Origin of the sequence: Anaerocolumna sedimenticola, assembly GCF_009931695.1 — a bacterium.
In the GTDB taxonomy this organism is placed as follows: domain Bacteria; phylum Bacillota; class Clostridia; order Lachnospirales; family Lachnospiraceae; genus Anaerocolumna; species Anaerocolumna sedimenticola.
The window spans coordinates 886,478-902,276 of the sequence record NZ_CP048000.1; the positions used below are offsets into that span (position 1 = coordinate 886,478).

Genomic DNA, 15,799 nt, shown 5'->3' on the forward strand with positions numbered 1-15,799 from the left:
TAATGGAATTGATTATATACCTAAAATAAACGTATACAATTCCATTAGTTATAATTATTCTTCAAGGTCATCATCCATATCACTAAGGTCAACGGTATCTTCATCAAAGGAATCAAAGAAACTCTCTTCTTCTTCAGCAGATGTCTCACGATATCCTGCCTCACCGTAATCTTCATCATATCTGAAATTATTGTCACCCTCAATTAATGGTGTTAAATCTCCATCGCCGTAGTCTATATTCTCAGTCATCTTAACTTCCTGACCATTTTCATCCAAAACAATAACATCAAGCGCCAATGATTGTAATTCCTTAAGAAGTACTTTAAAGGACTCAGGAATACCTGGCTCAGAAATGTTTTCACCTTTAATGATCGCTTCATAAGTTTTAACACGACCGGTAACATCATCGGATTTAACAGTTAATATTTCCTGAAGTGTATAAGCAGCACCGTATGCTTCCAGTGCCCAAACTTCCATTTCACCGAATCTCTGGCCACCAAACTGTGCTTTACCACCGAGAGGCTGCTGAGTAACCAGTGAGTATGGACCGGTGGAACGTGCATGGATCTTATCGTCTACCAGGTGATGAAGCTTTAAGTAGTGCATGAAACCTACGGTTACAGCTCCATCGAAGAATTCTCCGGTACGGCCGTCACGAAGTCTTACCTTACCGTCACGGTTTATCGGAACACCTTTCCATTCTTCTCTATAGGCTTTGTTATTATTTAAATAATCCAATAAACCTGGATCTAATATATCTTTATATTTTGCTTCGAATGCGTCCCACTCCGTATTGACATAATCATTGGCTAATTCCAGAGTATCCATAATATCAAACTCATTAGCGCCGTCAAAAACCGGTGTGGCAACTTTAATTCCAAGGGCTTTCGCGGCAAGACTTAAATGAATCTCAAGCACCTGTCCAATATTCATACGGGAAGGTACACCCAGAGGATTTAATACAATATCAAGAGGTCTTCCGTTTGGTAAAAATGGCATATCTTCAACAGGTAATACACGGGAAACAACACCCTTGTTACCATGACGTCCGGCCATCTTATCGCCAACCTGGATTTTTCTCTTCTGGGCAATATAGACACGTACCGTCTGATTGACACCGGGTGATAATTCATCGCCATTTTCTCTGGTAAATACTTTGGCGTCAACGATTATTCCGTACTCACCGTGAGGAACTCTTAAGGAAGTATCCCTTACTTCTCTGGCTTTTTCACCAAAAATTGCACGAAGAAGTCTTTCTTCCGCGGTCAGTTCGGTTTCACCCTTAGGTGTAACTTTACCAACTAAGATATCCCCGGCACGTACTTCCGCACCGATTCTGATAATTCCTCTTTCATCCAGGTCTTTAAGAGCATCATCACCGACACCCGGAACATCTCTTGTGATTTCTTCCGGTCCCAGTTTCGTATCTCTGGATTCTGCTTCGTATTCTTCAATATGAACAGAAGTATAAACATCCTCTTGAACCAATCTTTCACTTAATAATACGGCATCCTCGTAGTTATAACCTTCCCAGGTCATAAATCCGATTAAAGGATTCTTACCAAGTGCCAGTTCGCCCCCGGAAGTAGATGGACCATCTGCCACTACCTGGCCGGCTTCCACTCTGTCACCTTTAGTAACTATAGGTCTTTGGTTAATACAGGTACCCTGATTACTTCTGGCAAATTTTAACAATTTATATGAGGTTTTAGTTCCATCATCGTTCTTTACAACAACTTCCTTGGAAGTTGATCTTTCCACCAAACCTGCTTTTTTGGAAACAACACAGACACCGGAGTCAACTGCGGACTTCATCTCAATACCGGTACCAACTACCGGTGATTCGGTTATTAATAACGGTACGGCCTGACGCTGCATGTTAGAACCCATTAAAGCACGGTTAGCATCGTCATTTTCCAGGAAAGGAATCATGGCAGTAGCCACGGAAAATACCATCTTAGGTGACACGTCCATCATATCAATCTTGGACTTTTCAAACTCGGAGGTTTCTTCTTTATAACGACCGGATATATTCGTACCAACGAAATATCCATTTTCATCCAACGGCTCATTTGCCTGTGCTACGACATATTTATCTTCTTCATCCGCAGTAAGGTAAACTACTTCATCTATTACCTTGGGGTTCGCAGGATCTGATTTATCTACTTTACGGTATGGTGCTTCAATAAATCCGTATTCATTAATTCTCGCATAAGATGCCAGTGAGTTAATAAGACCGATATTCGGACCTTCAGGAGTCTCAATCGGGCACATTCTGCCGTAATGGGTATAATGAACGTCACGAACTTCGAAACCTGCACGATCACGGGACAAACCACCTGGTCCCAATGCAGATAAACGTCTTTTATGAGTTAATTCACCTAACGGATTATGCTGATCCATAAACTGTGACAGCTGGGAGCTTCCGAAGAACTCCTTAACTGCGGCAGTTACAGGTTTAATATTAATTAATGATTGAGGGCTTACCCCTTCCAAATCCTGAGTAGTCATACGTTCCCTTACTACACGTTCCATTCTGGAAAGGCCGATTCTATATTGATTCTGAAGTAATTCACCGACTGCCCTGATTCTTCTGTTACCTAAATGGTCTATATCATCTGCACTGCCAATACCATATTCGAGATGAATATTGTAATTGATAGATGCAATAATGTCTTCTTTTGTAATGTGTTTTGGTATTAATTCATTAATGTTCTTTTTAATTGCTGTCTTGATATCTTCTATATCTTTAAATTCATCTAAAATGCCTTTGAGTACCGGATAATAAACTTCCTCCGTAACTCCCAGTTCTTCCTTATCGGCATCAACATAGTAAGCCAGGTCAACCATTAAGTTGGAAAGGACTTTAACATTACGTTCTTCCGCTTGTACAATAATGGAACGGACTGCAGCATTCTGAATCTCATTTGCAATTTCTTCTGTAATTACGGTGCCTGCTTCTGCAATAATTTCACCGGTTTCTTTATTAATTACGTCTTCCGTCAGCGTAAAGCCAACAACACGGTTCCTAAGTGCCAGTTTCTTATTAAATTTAAAACGGCCAACTTTAGCAAGATCGTATCTTCTTGGATCAAAAAACATACTGTTAATTAATGATTCCGCACTTTCTACGGATAGCGGTTCACCCGGACGTAATTTTTTATACAACTCAAGTAAACCATCCTGATAGTTATCAGATGGATCTTTTGTTATACTTGCTGTAATTTTAGGTTCTTCACCAAACAATTCCTGTATCTCAACATTACTTCCAATGCCCAGTGCACGGATCAAAACGGTAATCGGTACCTTTCTGTTACGGTCAACACGGACGTAGAAAATATCATTGGAATCTGTTTCATACTCCAGCCATGCACCACGGTTAGGAATAACAGTTGAGGAATACAATCTTTTACCAATTTTATCATGTCCAATTGCAAAGTATATACCGGGGGAACGTACTAACTGGCTAACGATAACTCTCTCAGCACCGTTAATAACGAAAGTTCCAGTCTCCGTCATTAATGGTAAATCGCCCATAAAAATATCGTGCTCATTGATTTCATCGTTCTCTTTATTGTGAAGTCTGACTTTAACTTTAAGAGGAGCTGCATAAGTTGCATCTCTTTCCTTACATTCTTCAATTGAATATTTGACATCATCTTCACACAGCACAAAATCCACAAACTCTAAGCTTAAGTGACCGCTGTAATCTTCGATTGGAGAAATGTCATTAAATACTTCCTTAAGTCCTTCATCTAAAAACCATTGATATGAGTTTTTCTGAACTTCAATAAGATTTGGCATTTCCAATACTTCTTTTTGCCTCGAGTAGCTCATTCTTACGCCGTTACCAACTTTGATTGGACGTATCCTGTTTTTATCCATTGACGTTTTCACCCCTTGAAATTTTATTTAACATGTGACCTCTGCCAAAGCTTCTGCTTTTGCATAGGCCCTTGTCTGATATCCGTAAATATTTCCAAGAAATAGCAGTTTTCCACTTTTAACCAACATGTTTAGAAATATTATAGAATAATTTTGTGAAAATACTTTTCATTTTCACATATATGTGCTATAATAGATGTTGTAGGTATATCATAGCACAATAGTGCATCTTTCATATTATCACAAGCTTTTCAAGATGTCAACATATTTTTGTTGACTTTTTCTATTTCTGCATAATATTTAACAAATAATCCCTTAACTAAATTGTATACCCAAAAATTCTAACTCTATACCGTAACCCCTACTTTTTATTTCATAGGGAAATTCGGAGAATTTTCCTATGAAACCGGAAAAACAACGCTTTGCGTGTTTCTCCGGTTCGCGTGCCCGTTCGAATTATTGCAAGCAAGCCCTCTAATTCTCACTTTGCTTTCGCGGAAATAAAAAAGTCTGTCCCAAAAGTTTGCAGGGACAGACTTGATGATAGTCTTAAACTATTTGATTGTAACTTTAGCACCTTCAGCTTCAAGTTTAGCTTTAATATCAGCAGCTTCATCTTTGGAAGCAGCTTCTTTAAGAGTCTTAGGAGCTCCATCAACAAGATCTTTAGCTTCTTTTAAGCCTAAGCCAGTGATTTCACGAACTACTTTGATAACTTTAACTTTGTTAGGACCAACATCAGTTAATTCTACGTCAAATTCTGTTTTTTCTTCTTCAGCTGCTGCTGCGCCTGCTGCTGGTCCGGCTACTACCACACCTGCTGCTGCAGAAACACCAAATTCTTCTTCACATGCTTTTACTAAATCATTTAATTCTAATACGGTTAAGCCCTTAATAGCTTCAATAAATTCTTGAGTTGTCATTATGAAATACCTCCATTTATATTTGTTTTACAGTTAATTTAATGTAACTTTCAATTTACCCGAGAAATTCTCAGTTACCATACTATCTTATGCTACGCCTTCTTGCTTCTCAGCGATTTGCTTAAGAACACGAGCAAAGTTGGTAATAGGAGACTGTAAACTTCCAAGTAATTTGGAAATAAGTACTTCTCTTGATGGGATTGTTGCGATTTTCTGGATACCTTTTTCATCATAGTAGGTTCCTTCAACAACACCGGCTTTGAACTCTAACTTAGGAGAAGTCTTCATTGCGTCATTGATGATTCTTGCAGGAGCAGTTGCATCTTCAATACCAAATGCTACGGCAGTTGGTCCTTCTAAATGCTTAAATAATGCTTCGTATACTGTTCCTTCAAATGCACGTTTTAACAATGTATTTTTGTAAACCTTATATACAACACCTGCTTCTCTTAACTGTTTACGAAGTTTTGTGTCTTCTTCTACAGTAAGCCCGCGGTAGTCTACAGCAACAATTGCTTTAGCGTTATTCACATAACCCTTAATTTCGTCAACGACAGGTTGTTTGATTTCTACTTTTGCCATTCTAGTACACCTCCTTATAGATTTTGCAAAAAATTCTTTTCTTTTGCTTCACTGCTTTGGGGTACGACGATATAAAAAAATCCCTTACTGCAAGCAGTAAGGGATTCTAAAAGTCATCTAAAGATTTTTATCCCTCGGTAGGCGTTTTTTCCTTATGCCTTGCGGCACCTACTGTCTTCGGCAGTTATTGCATTCAAAAGTATAACATTAATCTATTATAGTGTCAACCATAAATCAAATTTTCTTTGCAAAATTATTGACTTAATTTAGCTGTATTTAATTTTACACCAGGTCCCATAGTGGATGCTAATGTAACGCTTCTAAGATATTGTCCTTTTGCAGCAGATGGTTTTGCTTTATTGATTGCACCGATCAGCGTATGGAAGTTGTCCGCTAATTGATCTTCGGTAAAGGAAGCTTTACCTAACGGCACATGAATAATATTTGTTTTGTCTAATCTGTACTCGATCTTACCTGCTTTAATATCATTAACAGCTTTTGTTACATCCATGGTAACAGTACCGGCTTTCGGGTTTGGCATTAAGCCTTTAGGTCCTAATACACGTCCTAAACGACCTACAACACCCATCATGTCCGGAGTTGCAACTACAACATCGAAATCGACCCAGCCTTCGTTTTGAATCTTAGGCACTAATTCTTCACCGCCAACATAATCTGCTCCTGCTGCTTGTGCTTCATTTAATTTATCACCTTTTGCAAATACAAGAACTTTAACAGTTTTACCTGTTCCGTGAGGCAGAACAACTGCACCACGTACCTGCTGGTCAGCATGACGTCCGTCAACACCAAGTCTGATGTGAGCTTCTACTGTTTCATCAAATTTAGCAACTGCTGATTTTTTAACTAAACTAATTGCTTCTGCTGCATCATAAAAACTTGCTCTGTCGATAAGCTTGGCAGCTTCAGCGTATTTTTTTCCTCTTTTCATTCTATTAACCTCCTAGTGGTAGTATCGGGAGTATACATAACCCTTGTTATGCCTAATGAAAATTGCAAAGCAATTTTCCATGGCAGCCTTGCTGCCATTACCCTCCCACGTAATTGCTATTACTTAGTCAACTACAGTGATTCCCATACTTCTTGCAGTACCGGATATCATACTGATTGCTGAATCAATATTTGCTGCATTTAAATCAGGCATCTTAAGTTCTGCTATCTTCTTAACTTCTGCTTTTGTAATAGTAGCAACCTTGGTCTTATTCGGTACAGCAGAACCGGACTTAAGATTACATGCTTTCTTTAAAAGAACTGCAGCAGGCGGAGTTTTTGTAATGAAGCTGAAGCTTCTGTCCTGATATACTGTAATTACAACAGGAATAATCATTCCTTCTTGATCTGCTGTTCTTGCGTTAAATTCTTTTGTAAACTGTACAATGTTAACACCATGCTGACCTAAAGCTGGTCCAACCGGTGGAGCTGGTGTAGCCTTTGCAGCAGGGATTTGTAATTTAATGTATCCTGTAACTTTCTTTGCCATTATAGCATACCTCCTAAAATTGTGGTGTTATCGGGAGTATACATAAATTCTTATTATGCATTGTGAAAATTGCGAAGCAATTTTCCAGGTTGCAACGCAACCATTACCCTCCCACCATCTAGATTTACTTTATCTGCAACGGAATTTAGGTATTCTAGATGTTTGTTTACATTTTTTTGATATCAGTGAAACTTATTTCGACAGGAGTTTCACGACCAAACATATCAACACTGATTGTGACGATTTGTTTATGAGTATTAATCTGCTTAATGATTCCTGTAGTATTCTCCCACACACCGGAGATTACCTCAACGGTATCACCAATTTCGAAATCTATCACAATATCGTCTTTTTTGATTCCCATTGACTTCATTTCTGCTTCCGTTAACGGAACTGGTTTCGATCCGGGACCGACAAATCCTGTGACGCCTCTCGTATTACGAACTACGTACCAAGTATCATCGTTCATTTCCATGTTAAGCAAAACATATCCAGGGAACATTTTCTTCTGGACTTTTTTCTTAACGCCGTTCTTCACCTCAATAACATCCTGAAGCGGAACGGAAACCTCTAAGATTTGATCTTGAAGTTTTCTGTTTTCAATTGTTTTCTCAATGTTGGCTTTTACCTTATTCTCATATCCTGAGTAAGTATGAACAACGTACCAATTCGTCTTTGACATATAATCACCTATATCCTATTTGATAAGAACATCTATACCGTACTTAATACCTAAATCCAATATAGAAATTATTACACCTAAAATTACGGATATTACAATGACTGCCACCGACTGCTTCGCAAGTGATTCCCTGTCCGGCCAAACAATTTTGTTAAATTCGGCTTTCAGGCCTTTAAACCAACTTTTCTTTGGAGCTTTCTCTGTGGTATTAGCAGTTTCTCCCATGTTTTCACTTTCCTTTCTTAACAATGCAGTTATAAAGTCGCTAAGCACCCAAAAATATCCCATATTACATATTTTGAGTACCTTGGTTCCTAAGAGCCGCAGTGACAAAATAGTCGCTTAAATTCTTTATATAAATGCTCTGCTTGTATAGAAGATTAGACATCTTATTTTGTTTCTTTGTGTAATGTGTGTGACTTACAGAACTTACAATATTTTTTTGTTTCCATTCTGTCTGGATGTGTTTTCTTTTCCTTTGTCATGTTATAATTACGTTGTTTACATTCTGTACATGCCAATGTGATCTTTACGCGCACAACTTCCACCTCCGCTTAAATTTTAAAATTATGTGAACTATCATTTTACTCTTAATTTGTTGATAATTAAGTTTTTTTGTAAAATATACGGTACACAGGTTTTTAGGCATAAAAAAAAGACCTCTTCCATCGCTAGTCTAATATAACATACTCTATAACGTACGTCAATATTTTTTTTAAAATGCTATATAATTATAGTACTTCTTAAGAAATATTTCAAGTTTTATTTATAAAAAAGTGAAATACAGGTGAACGTTTGATCCGGAGGAATCATCCTGTATTTCAGAAAAAATAAAACCAAGGTATGAAACTATGATGACTTATAGGAATAAACCTTAGTAATTTTCATATATTTATTGATTTAATCAGCCTTATTCAGGTTGCGGACAGATGCACCCTTAACCAGCTGAACTTTAAGATAAATGGTATCCAACGAGGTAGACATTGGATTTTCTATTAAATTAATAAGCTGCTTAGCTGCTTCGGAACCTATCTTATCCGTATCCTGCTTTATCGTTGTAAGTTTCGGTTCCAGTGCCTGGGCAACAGAGATTCCGTCGTAGCCTGCTACCGATATGTCCTCCGGAATTTTAAGTCCCATCCGTCTTGCCGTATTCATTACTCCTAAAGCCGCATAATCATCCGAGGCAATAATACAGGTTGGCGGATCCGGTAAGTTTAAAAGGCGCAGTGCCAATTCTTCTGAAGATTCCGCGCTTCGGTATATACCCTCTACAAAATATTCCTCCGGGACCGTTATACCATTTTCTTTTAAAACATTATGAAAACTTACCAATCGGTTATGGGTAACGGATGATTTTGTTCCATGAATATATGCTATCTTTCTATGGCCCTGATCTATTATATATTGGGTCAGCTGTCGCATACCCTCCACATTATCGGATAAAACGGATATTGCTTCATTAAATGCATGATCTATGGTAACAACCGGATAGTCGCTGTTTACTAATTCCAGAACTTCCGGTTCCGTAAATTCCGCACAGGCAATAAATACCCCGTCAAAATTCCGTAAACGGCAATGGTCCAGATAGGTCATTTTTCGATTGCCTATATTATGTTCGATAAAAGTGATATCATATCCTCTTTTTGCCGCTTTTTCTTTAAAGGAAGCTAAAATATGTGCAAAATACTCATTACGTAAACCATGTTTAGTAAGGGTAGAAAATAATACTCCGATATTATAAGTCTTTTTCATCTTTAACGCCCTTACATTGGCATCCGGAAAATATCCGGCCTCATGGGCTGTTTTTATAATCATTTCCCTTGTTGCTTCACTAATGTCCTGATATCCGTTTAATGCTTTGCTCACAGTAGAAACCGATACACCGCACCTTAGTGAAATATCTTTTATTGTAGCCACTTTTTTCACCACCGTCTTTCCCTCTATGTGTTAAGTATTTTCATTTGTACTTTTAACAGCCAAGCTCCAAGTAACCCTATCAGAAGCCCCGTGATAATACCGGATATGAGTAAAACGGGCAGATAATATACAATACTTTGTGTTTGGAGGACAATGGCAGCCACTACAATCTGTCCGATATTATGGCTGATCCCTCCGGTAATGCTGACACCAATCATACTAAATACTTTTGTTTTTTTACAAATACACATAATCAGCCAGCTTAAAATTCCCCCTGACAGACTGTATAAAATACTGAACATGTTTCCAAATGTAAATCCAACCAGTACAATACGTATACAGGATATAACAAAGGCTTCCTTTACTCCCATTGCGTATAATGCCGTTAAGACCACTATATTCGCAAGCCCGAGTTTAACTCCCGGAATTCCCACGGAGAAGGGAATCAGCACTTCTATATAGCTAAATACAAAAGCCAGAGCAACGAACATTCCGTAAAATGCCACTTTTTTAGCTTTAGAATTTTTCATCTGTAACCTTCCTTTCATATATCCACTCTCATTAGGTAATTGCGAAACTATTTAGTTTTCTGAATATACCGTACAATTATTATAATAGTGGAGTTTCGCAATTACTTAATCTACTCCCATATACATTATATCTGACTGGATACAGACAAACGGGGCTGCTGCAATAATTCACTTATCGGACTCAGGGCTGGAATTCCGTTGATATTCTCTCCCAAGTAAGATCGATTATGAATTCTGCAGCATCCCCCTTCATAATCCAGCATACACCTTAATACTTTCTGCATTCATGTGGGTTAACATTCTTGCTATAGCACACAAACAGTAAAAAATCACGCAGCTTGTTTTTAATTCTGACAGAGCGCTATTTCAACTCTGACAGAATTACCTTAGTAGGACATTTCTCTGCACATTTACCGCAATTCGTACATTTACTGTAATCAATCCGTGCAAGATTATTCTCAACTTTTACTGCATCAAACTCGCAGGCTTTCACACACATCATACATCCGATACAGCCAATACTGCAGCCTGCTTTTACATCTTTTCCTTTATCCTTTGAATTACACCTTACAAAATGTCCCGTGTTATACGGTACTAATTCTATTAAATTATTCGGACATTCTTTGATACATAAACCACAGGCGGTACATTTTTCTTTATCTACAATTGCAACTCCGTCTACTACATGGATTGCATCAAACTGACAGACTTTAACACAGGAACCGAAACCGGTACACCCATACCCGCATTGTTTCGGACCTTTTCCCGGCGTAAATGCGGCTTTTTTACAATCTTGTATACCATAATAATTATATTTAACTTTCGTTTTATCACATGTTCCGGCACATTTTACAAATGCAACTTGCCTTTCAGTTTCTTCTACATTAGTTCCCATTACTTCTGCTATCTGGCTATGGACTTTGCTGTTTGCTACAGGGCAGGCATTAGCTGCTGCATTTCCTGAGGCAATTGCCTGAGCCAGATTATCGCAGCCCGCAAAACCGCAGGCACCACAGTTATTTCCAGGTAGCAGCTCCCGTACCAGCTGTTCTTTTTCATCTACTTCAACTTCTAATTTTTTGGCGGCAAGGCCAAGAAACAGGCCGATGATAATTCCGGTTGCACTGATTAGTAAAGTTGCAATCCCAACCCCGGTTAAATTAAGGGCTAAAACAGGGAAACTATTTAATAGAATACCATTTATAATTGTTATATTCATCTATTCCCACCTCCTATAATAAACCGGAGAAACCAAAGAATGCAATAGCCATAAGTCCTGAGGTAATCAGAACGATGGGCATTCCCTGAAATGATTTCGTGATGTCGTTGTGTTCAATTCTTTCCCTTATACCTGCCAAAAGGATAATGGCTATCAGGTATCCAACCGCTGTTCCCACACCATTTACAATACTGGTAATTATGCCATAATCTTTTTTAACATTAATGAGTGCTACACCTAATACGGCACAGTTGGTGGTAATTAAGGCAAGATATACACCGAGTGCGTTGTATAGAGTAGGACTGTATTTTTTAATAACCATTTCTACAAACTGCACTAAAGCTGCAATAACCAAAATAAATACTATTGTCTGTAAATATTCCAGCCCACTGGGTACTAATATTAATTTATAGATTAAGCTGGCGCAAAGTGATGCAATGGTAATTACAAATACAACTGCAAAACCCATTCCGGCAGCTGTTTTTATTTTTTTAGATACGCCGACAAAGGAACATAAGCCAAGGAACTGACTTAGTACGACATTGCTGACTAATGCGGATCCTATAAAGACCAGTAATAATTCTCCCATCTAAATCCTTCCTCCTTATTCTTTATCTGCTTTTTCATTTATTTTATCGAACTCTAGCTTCTCTCGGTTTACCATACAGGAAATCCCGCCGCAAGCCTGGCAGTTGCCGCCGCAGGCAAGATTTGATTCCGGTGCGGAACCATTGGTAGCTGATTTTAATTTAAACTTATTCTGAAGTGCGGTTAATACGGCCAATACAAAGAAAGCTCCCGGTGCTAATATAAAGATAATAGCGGGTTCATAAGACTTAGGCATAACCTGAATATTAAAAGCCGTACCGTTACCAAGTAATTCTCTGAATAATCCGATAAATAGCAAACCTATCGTAAATCCAAATCCCATTCCCAAACCGTCCATAACGGAAAGTCCCACAGAGTGTTTATTTGCATAAGCTTCCGCTCTGCCGAGGATAATACAGTTTACAACGATAAGCGGAATGTAGATACCCAGGGAATCATATATGGCAGGGACATACCCCTGTAATAGGAACTGAACAATGGTTACAAAAGATGCAACAATTACAATATAGGAGGGCATTCTTACTTTATCCGGAATTATATTTCTTAATAAGGATATTAATAAGTTAGATGCTACCAATACCGCAGTAGAAGATAATCCCATTCCGATTGCATTGCTTGCAGAGGTTGTAACGGCTAAAGTAGGGCATAAACCAAGCATTAAGATAAAGGTAGGATTCTCTTTTATAAGTCCGTTCATAAAAGGTTCCAAGTAATTTTTCTTTTCTTCTTTTTGCATTTTGTTACTGTTTTCGTTATTCTGACTCATCCTATCCCCTCCTGTTAATTTCCTGCTTCCACCAAATCCGTAATGAAGCATAATCCTGAATTTACTGCGTTTGTCACTGCCCTTGTGGTAATTGTGGCACCGCTTAAAGCATCGATTTCATTTTCATTTTTCGCACCGGTTTTGGTATAAGCAAATTCCGTAACTTTTTTGTCTGCAAACTGGCTTTTAAATTCTTTTGCTGCGGCTTTCGCACCAAGACCTGCCGTTTCATTCATGGAAAGTATTTCCATTCCTTTGACTGTACCATCCATAGCATAACCTAAGGATAAGGAAATAGCACCGCCGTAACCCTCCTGGGTGGTAACTACTATAACATAACCCAGTTTGTTACCGGCTTCATCCGTTGCAATTAATGCTTCATCTATGGTTATATTGGTATAACCCTTTGACTCTAATACTTTTGCAGCTTCCCCGATTTTAAGAGTCAGTGCTTCCTCCTCTTTAAACTCGGAAGCACCCGGAAATACCGTACGGTAAGCCTCCATCTTAGCCTGCAGATTCTGGGCCTCTATTGCAGGGAGTGTAATTTCATGTACAAAGCCCAAAGCAAAACCTGCAATTAATGTGATGGCAAATAGTATTAAGGCATCCTTAAATATTGTGCCTTTTTTACCTGAATTTTTTTCCTTACTCATTTGCTTTGGCCTCCTTTCCAAACATGTTTGGCAGAGTGACTTTCTCAACCAGAGGAACTAATAAATTACAGAATATAATTGCAAAGGATACTCCTTCCGGAGATGCCCCGAATAAGCGGAATAATCCGGTCATAATACCCAGGATAATACCGTAAACTATATGCCCCTTTGCAGTTATAGGACTGGTAGAGTAATCCGTAGCCATAAAGAAAGCGCCTAACATAAGACCGCCTCCGAACAGATGGCCAATTAAGAAATTCGGGTCTAGTCCTTTTCCGCCGAATAACATAAGGAATACGGAAAAAGAAGCCAGATACATCACCGGAATTCTCCAGGTTATGACTTTCTTTAAAAGTAAATAAGCAGCACCTATTAAGATTGCGGCTACACTGGTTTCTCCAATGGTTCCGGCTGTTCTGCCGATAAAAAGATTCATCAGATCAACGGATTCCCCCGCACGTATGGCTGCAAGCGGGGTTGCACCGGATACACCATCTATGGCAATTACTCCTTTATTTAAATACTGCAAGAAATTTGGTGCGGAATCGTTATTTGTAATTGCGGATATTTGAAAATTATTCATTCTGCCCGCAAAACTGATTAATAAAAAGCATCTTGCAGCCAGCGCCGGATTCATAAAGTTCTGTCCAATACCGCCGTACAGCATTTTTACAACAAGAATAGCAAATATACTGCCTACTACCGGGATCCATAAAGGCACGGAAGCCGACAGATTAAGAGCTAATAATAAACCTGTAACAACAGCGCTGTAATCACCCGTTGTCAGAGGTTTTTTCATAGCTTTTTCGTATACATATTCCGTTAAAACACTGGTTACAATAGACGTTAAGATAATCAATAAAGCATTGATTCCAAAGTTAAAAATTCCAAAGATACTGGCAGGAATCAGCGCAATCGCCACATCCTGCATAATTGATGTTGTGGTTACCCTGCTTCTTGTATGGGGAGAAGCGGATACATTATACAAATTGCTCAAAATCGGCACCTCTTTCTTTCTACTTTTTTCTGCTGCTAAGAATGTTTGCTCTCATCTCTTTAAAAGACTGGTTTAAGTTTAATTTTGCAGGGCATACAAAGGTACAGCTGCCACAGTCACAGCATTCCATTCCGTTAAATTTAATAAAGTTCTCACTATCGAACCGCTGTGAAAATTCATATAATTTCTGAGGTACAATACGGCTGGGACAGGCCGCGGCACATCTGCCGCAACGAATACAGGCAGAAGACTGCATTCTCGATGCCCTGTCTTTGGCATATGCAAGCAGAGCAGAGGAGGTTTTTGTAACCGGAATGTCTAGGGAATATAATGCCTGACCCATCATTGGCCCGCCGGAAATAACCTTTTCCGGTTCTTTATTAAATCCTCCCGCAGCTTCAATTAATTCTCTATAATTCGTACCTATCTTCACATTAAAATTCCTTGGATCTTTTATGGCGTCTCCTGTAACCGTAACAATCCTTCTCATTAAAGGTGTTGATTCTGCAACTGCCATATATATTGATATGATAGTATCAACGTTGTTTACAATGCATCCGGCATGCAGCGGCAATAGAGAAGAATTTATTTTACGGCCGGTAGCTGCAAATATTAAAAAACGTTCTCCACCCTGAGGGTATTTGGTCTTAAGAGGTTTTACCTCGATTCTGGATTCTCCTTTTATAAGTTCCTGCATCTTTTCAATAGCATCCGGTTTATTATCTTCTATGGCGATAATCCCTTTTGCATTAGGGAACAGACAAAGTTCAATTTTAAGACCTTCTACTATTTTCTCAGGCTCTTCCATTAACATTCTGTAATCGGATGTAAGGTAGGGTTCACACTCAGCTGCATTAACAATGACATAATCAATCTTGTTATCATCTTTTGGTGTTAACTTAATATGGGTGGGGAAAGCCGCACCGCCAAGACCAACAAGACCTGCTTCCTTAATAAGGTCTCTGATTTCAGTTTGATTCAATTTGGTATAATCTCTCTTTTCACCTAAGCCCTCTATTGCCTTATAATTATTATCATTTTCAATAATAATAGCCGATGCCATAGTTCCGGAAACTGTTAATCTCGGTTCTATTCCTTTGACTGTACCGGATACGGAACTGATCACATTGGCTGAAACAGGACCGTCTGCTTCTCCAATCTTTTGTCCCATTAAAACATAATCACCCTTAGATACAAGCGGCATTGCCGGTTTACCAATGTGCTGAGCCAATGGGTATACCATCTCACCTTTAGGCATCAGTACCGTAGTTGGTTTATCTTTTGATAATTCCTTGCCTTCATAGGGATGAATGCCGCCTTTAAATGTCGCTGCTCCCATTTCGAATTCCTTCTTTCTTTTTTGATATTAAAAATGTATAAGTGTTTAGAATAATTACAGTCACGTATATTAATACTAACATAAAATGATATATTTTTATAGCTTTTTTTATAGACTATCGCATAATTAAACAGTTTTTTGGGAATACTTTGGTACCTAATGGAATATATGTTCGTATCGGGCATTGAACTTC

At 38.5% G+C, this 15,799-nt stretch carries 16 protein-coding genes and 1 other annotated feature; all 16 genes read right to left on the minus strand.

The genetic code is table 11. The features are described from left to right. Window positions 1-54 precede the first annotated feature (54 nt). The 16 genes from rpoB to rsxC all read right to left on the minus strand — a co-directional run bounded on the left by rpoB (window position 55) and on the right by rsxC (window position 15,606). Window positions 55-3,885 carry a DNA-directed RNA polymerase subunit beta gene (rpoB, locus tag Ana3638_RS03880; RefSeq protein ID WP_161836863.1) on the minus strand — a complete coding sequence of 1,277 codons (3,831 nt, stop codon included), beginning with the start codon at window positions 3,883-3,885 and terminating at the stop codon, window positions 55-57. Window positions 3,886-4,439: 554 nt separating this feature from the next. Continuing rightward, window positions 4,440-4,808 carry a 50S ribosomal protein L7/L12 gene (rplL, locus tag Ana3638_RS03885; RefSeq protein WP_161836864.1) on the minus strand — a complete coding sequence of 123 codons (369 nt, stop codon included), beginning with the start codon at window positions 4,806-4,808 and terminating at the stop codon, window positions 4,440-4,442. Between the two features lie 87 nt (window positions 4,809-4,895). Next, the gene (gene rplJ, locus Ana3638_RS03890; protein WP_161836865.1) at window positions 4,896-5,390 is read right to left on the minus strand and encodes a 50S ribosomal protein L10; all 495 of its coding nucleotides are present in this window, start codon (window positions 5,388-5,390) and stop codon (window positions 4,896-4,898) included. A 65-nt stretch (window positions 5,391-5,455) separates the two neighbouring features. Then, window positions 5,456-5,589, minus strand: a sequence feature (ribosomal protein L10 leader region). Between the two features lie 54 nt (window positions 5,590-5,643). Beyond that, window positions 5,644-6,339 carry a 50S ribosomal protein L1 gene (rplA, locus tag Ana3638_RS03895; RefSeq protein WP_161836866.1) on the minus strand — a complete coding sequence of 232 codons (696 nt, stop codon included), beginning with the start codon at window positions 6,337-6,339 and terminating at the stop codon, window positions 5,644-5,646. Between the two features lie 123 nt (window positions 6,340-6,462). Then, entirely contained in the window at window positions 6,463-6,888 is a 426-nt protein-coding gene (rplK, locus tag Ana3638_RS03900; RefSeq protein WP_161836867.1) for a 50S ribosomal protein L11, read from the minus strand. A 166-nt stretch (window positions 6,889-7,054) separates the two neighbouring features. Continuing rightward, on the minus strand, window positions 7,055-7,570 hold the full coding sequence (gene nusG / locus Ana3638_RS03905; protein ID WP_161836868.1) for a transcription termination/antitermination protein NusG: 516 nt from the start codon (window positions 7,568-7,570) through the stop codon (window positions 7,055-7,057). Window positions 7,571-7,585: 15 nt separating this feature from the next. Further along, the gene (gene secE / locus Ana3638_RS03910) at window positions 7,586-7,795 is read right to left on the minus strand and encodes a preprotein translocase subunit SecE (protein ID WP_161836869.1); all 210 of its coding nucleotides are present in this window, start codon (window positions 7,793-7,795) and stop codon (window positions 7,586-7,588) included. A gap of 164 nt (window positions 7,796-7,959) precedes the next feature. Then, complete coding sequence (gene rpmG, locus Ana3638_RS03915; RefSeq protein WP_161836870.1) at window positions 7,960-8,109, minus strand: 50S ribosomal protein L33; 150 nt, start codon at window positions 8,107-8,109, stop codon at window positions 7,960-7,962. Window positions 8,110-8,470: 361 nt separating this feature from the next. Further along, window positions 8,471-9,490, minus strand: a complete 1,020-nt coding sequence (locus Ana3638_RS03920; RefSeq protein ID WP_161836871.1) for a LacI family DNA-binding transcriptional regulator — start codon at window positions 9,488-9,490, stop codon at window positions 8,471-8,473. Window positions 9,491-9,513: 23 nt separating this feature from the next. Continuing rightward, window positions 9,514-10,020, minus strand: coding sequence for a Gx transporter family protein (locus tag Ana3638_RS03925; protein WP_161836872.1), 507 nt, complete (start codon window positions 10,018-10,020; stop codon window positions 9,514-9,516). Window positions 10,021-10,381: 361 nt separating this feature from the next. After that, entirely contained in the window at window positions 10,382-11,239 is an 858-nt protein-coding gene (locus Ana3638_RS03930; protein ID WP_161836873.1) for an RnfABCDGE type electron transport complex subunit B, read from the minus strand. Window positions 11,240-11,252: 13 nt separating this feature from the next. Continuing rightward, a complete protein-coding gene (gene rsxA, locus Ana3638_RS03935) occupies window positions 11,253-11,828 on the minus strand; it encodes an electron transport complex subunit RsxA (RefSeq protein WP_161836874.1) in 576 nt (191 codons plus the stop codon). A gap of 15 nt (window positions 11,829-11,843) precedes the next feature. Continuing rightward, entirely contained in the window at window positions 11,844-12,614 is a 771-nt protein-coding gene (locus Ana3638_RS03940) for an electron transport complex subunit E (protein ID WP_330587843.1), read from the minus strand. A 14-nt stretch (window positions 12,615-12,628) separates the two neighbouring features. Continuing rightward, the gene (locus Ana3638_RS03945; protein WP_161836875.1) at window positions 12,629-13,270 is read right to left on the minus strand and encodes an RnfABCDGE type electron transport complex subunit G; all 642 of its coding nucleotides are present in this window, start codon (window positions 13,268-13,270) and stop codon (window positions 12,629-12,631) included. After that, on the minus strand, window positions 13,263-14,267 hold the full coding sequence (locus Ana3638_RS03950; protein WP_161836876.1) for an RnfABCDGE type electron transport complex subunit D: 1,005 nt from the start codon (window positions 14,265-14,267) through the stop codon (window positions 13,263-13,265). Before Ana3638_RS03950 ends, Ana3638_RS03945 begins: the two co-directional genes overlap by 8 nt. Before the next feature lie 19 nt (window positions 14,268-14,286). Beyond that, the gene (gene rsxC / locus Ana3638_RS03955) at window positions 14,287-15,606 is read right to left on the minus strand and encodes an electron transport complex subunit RsxC (protein WP_161836877.1); all 1,320 of its coding nucleotides are present in this window, start codon (window positions 15,604-15,606) and stop codon (window positions 14,287-14,289) included. Between the last annotated feature and the right edge of the window lie 193 nt (window positions 15,607-15,799).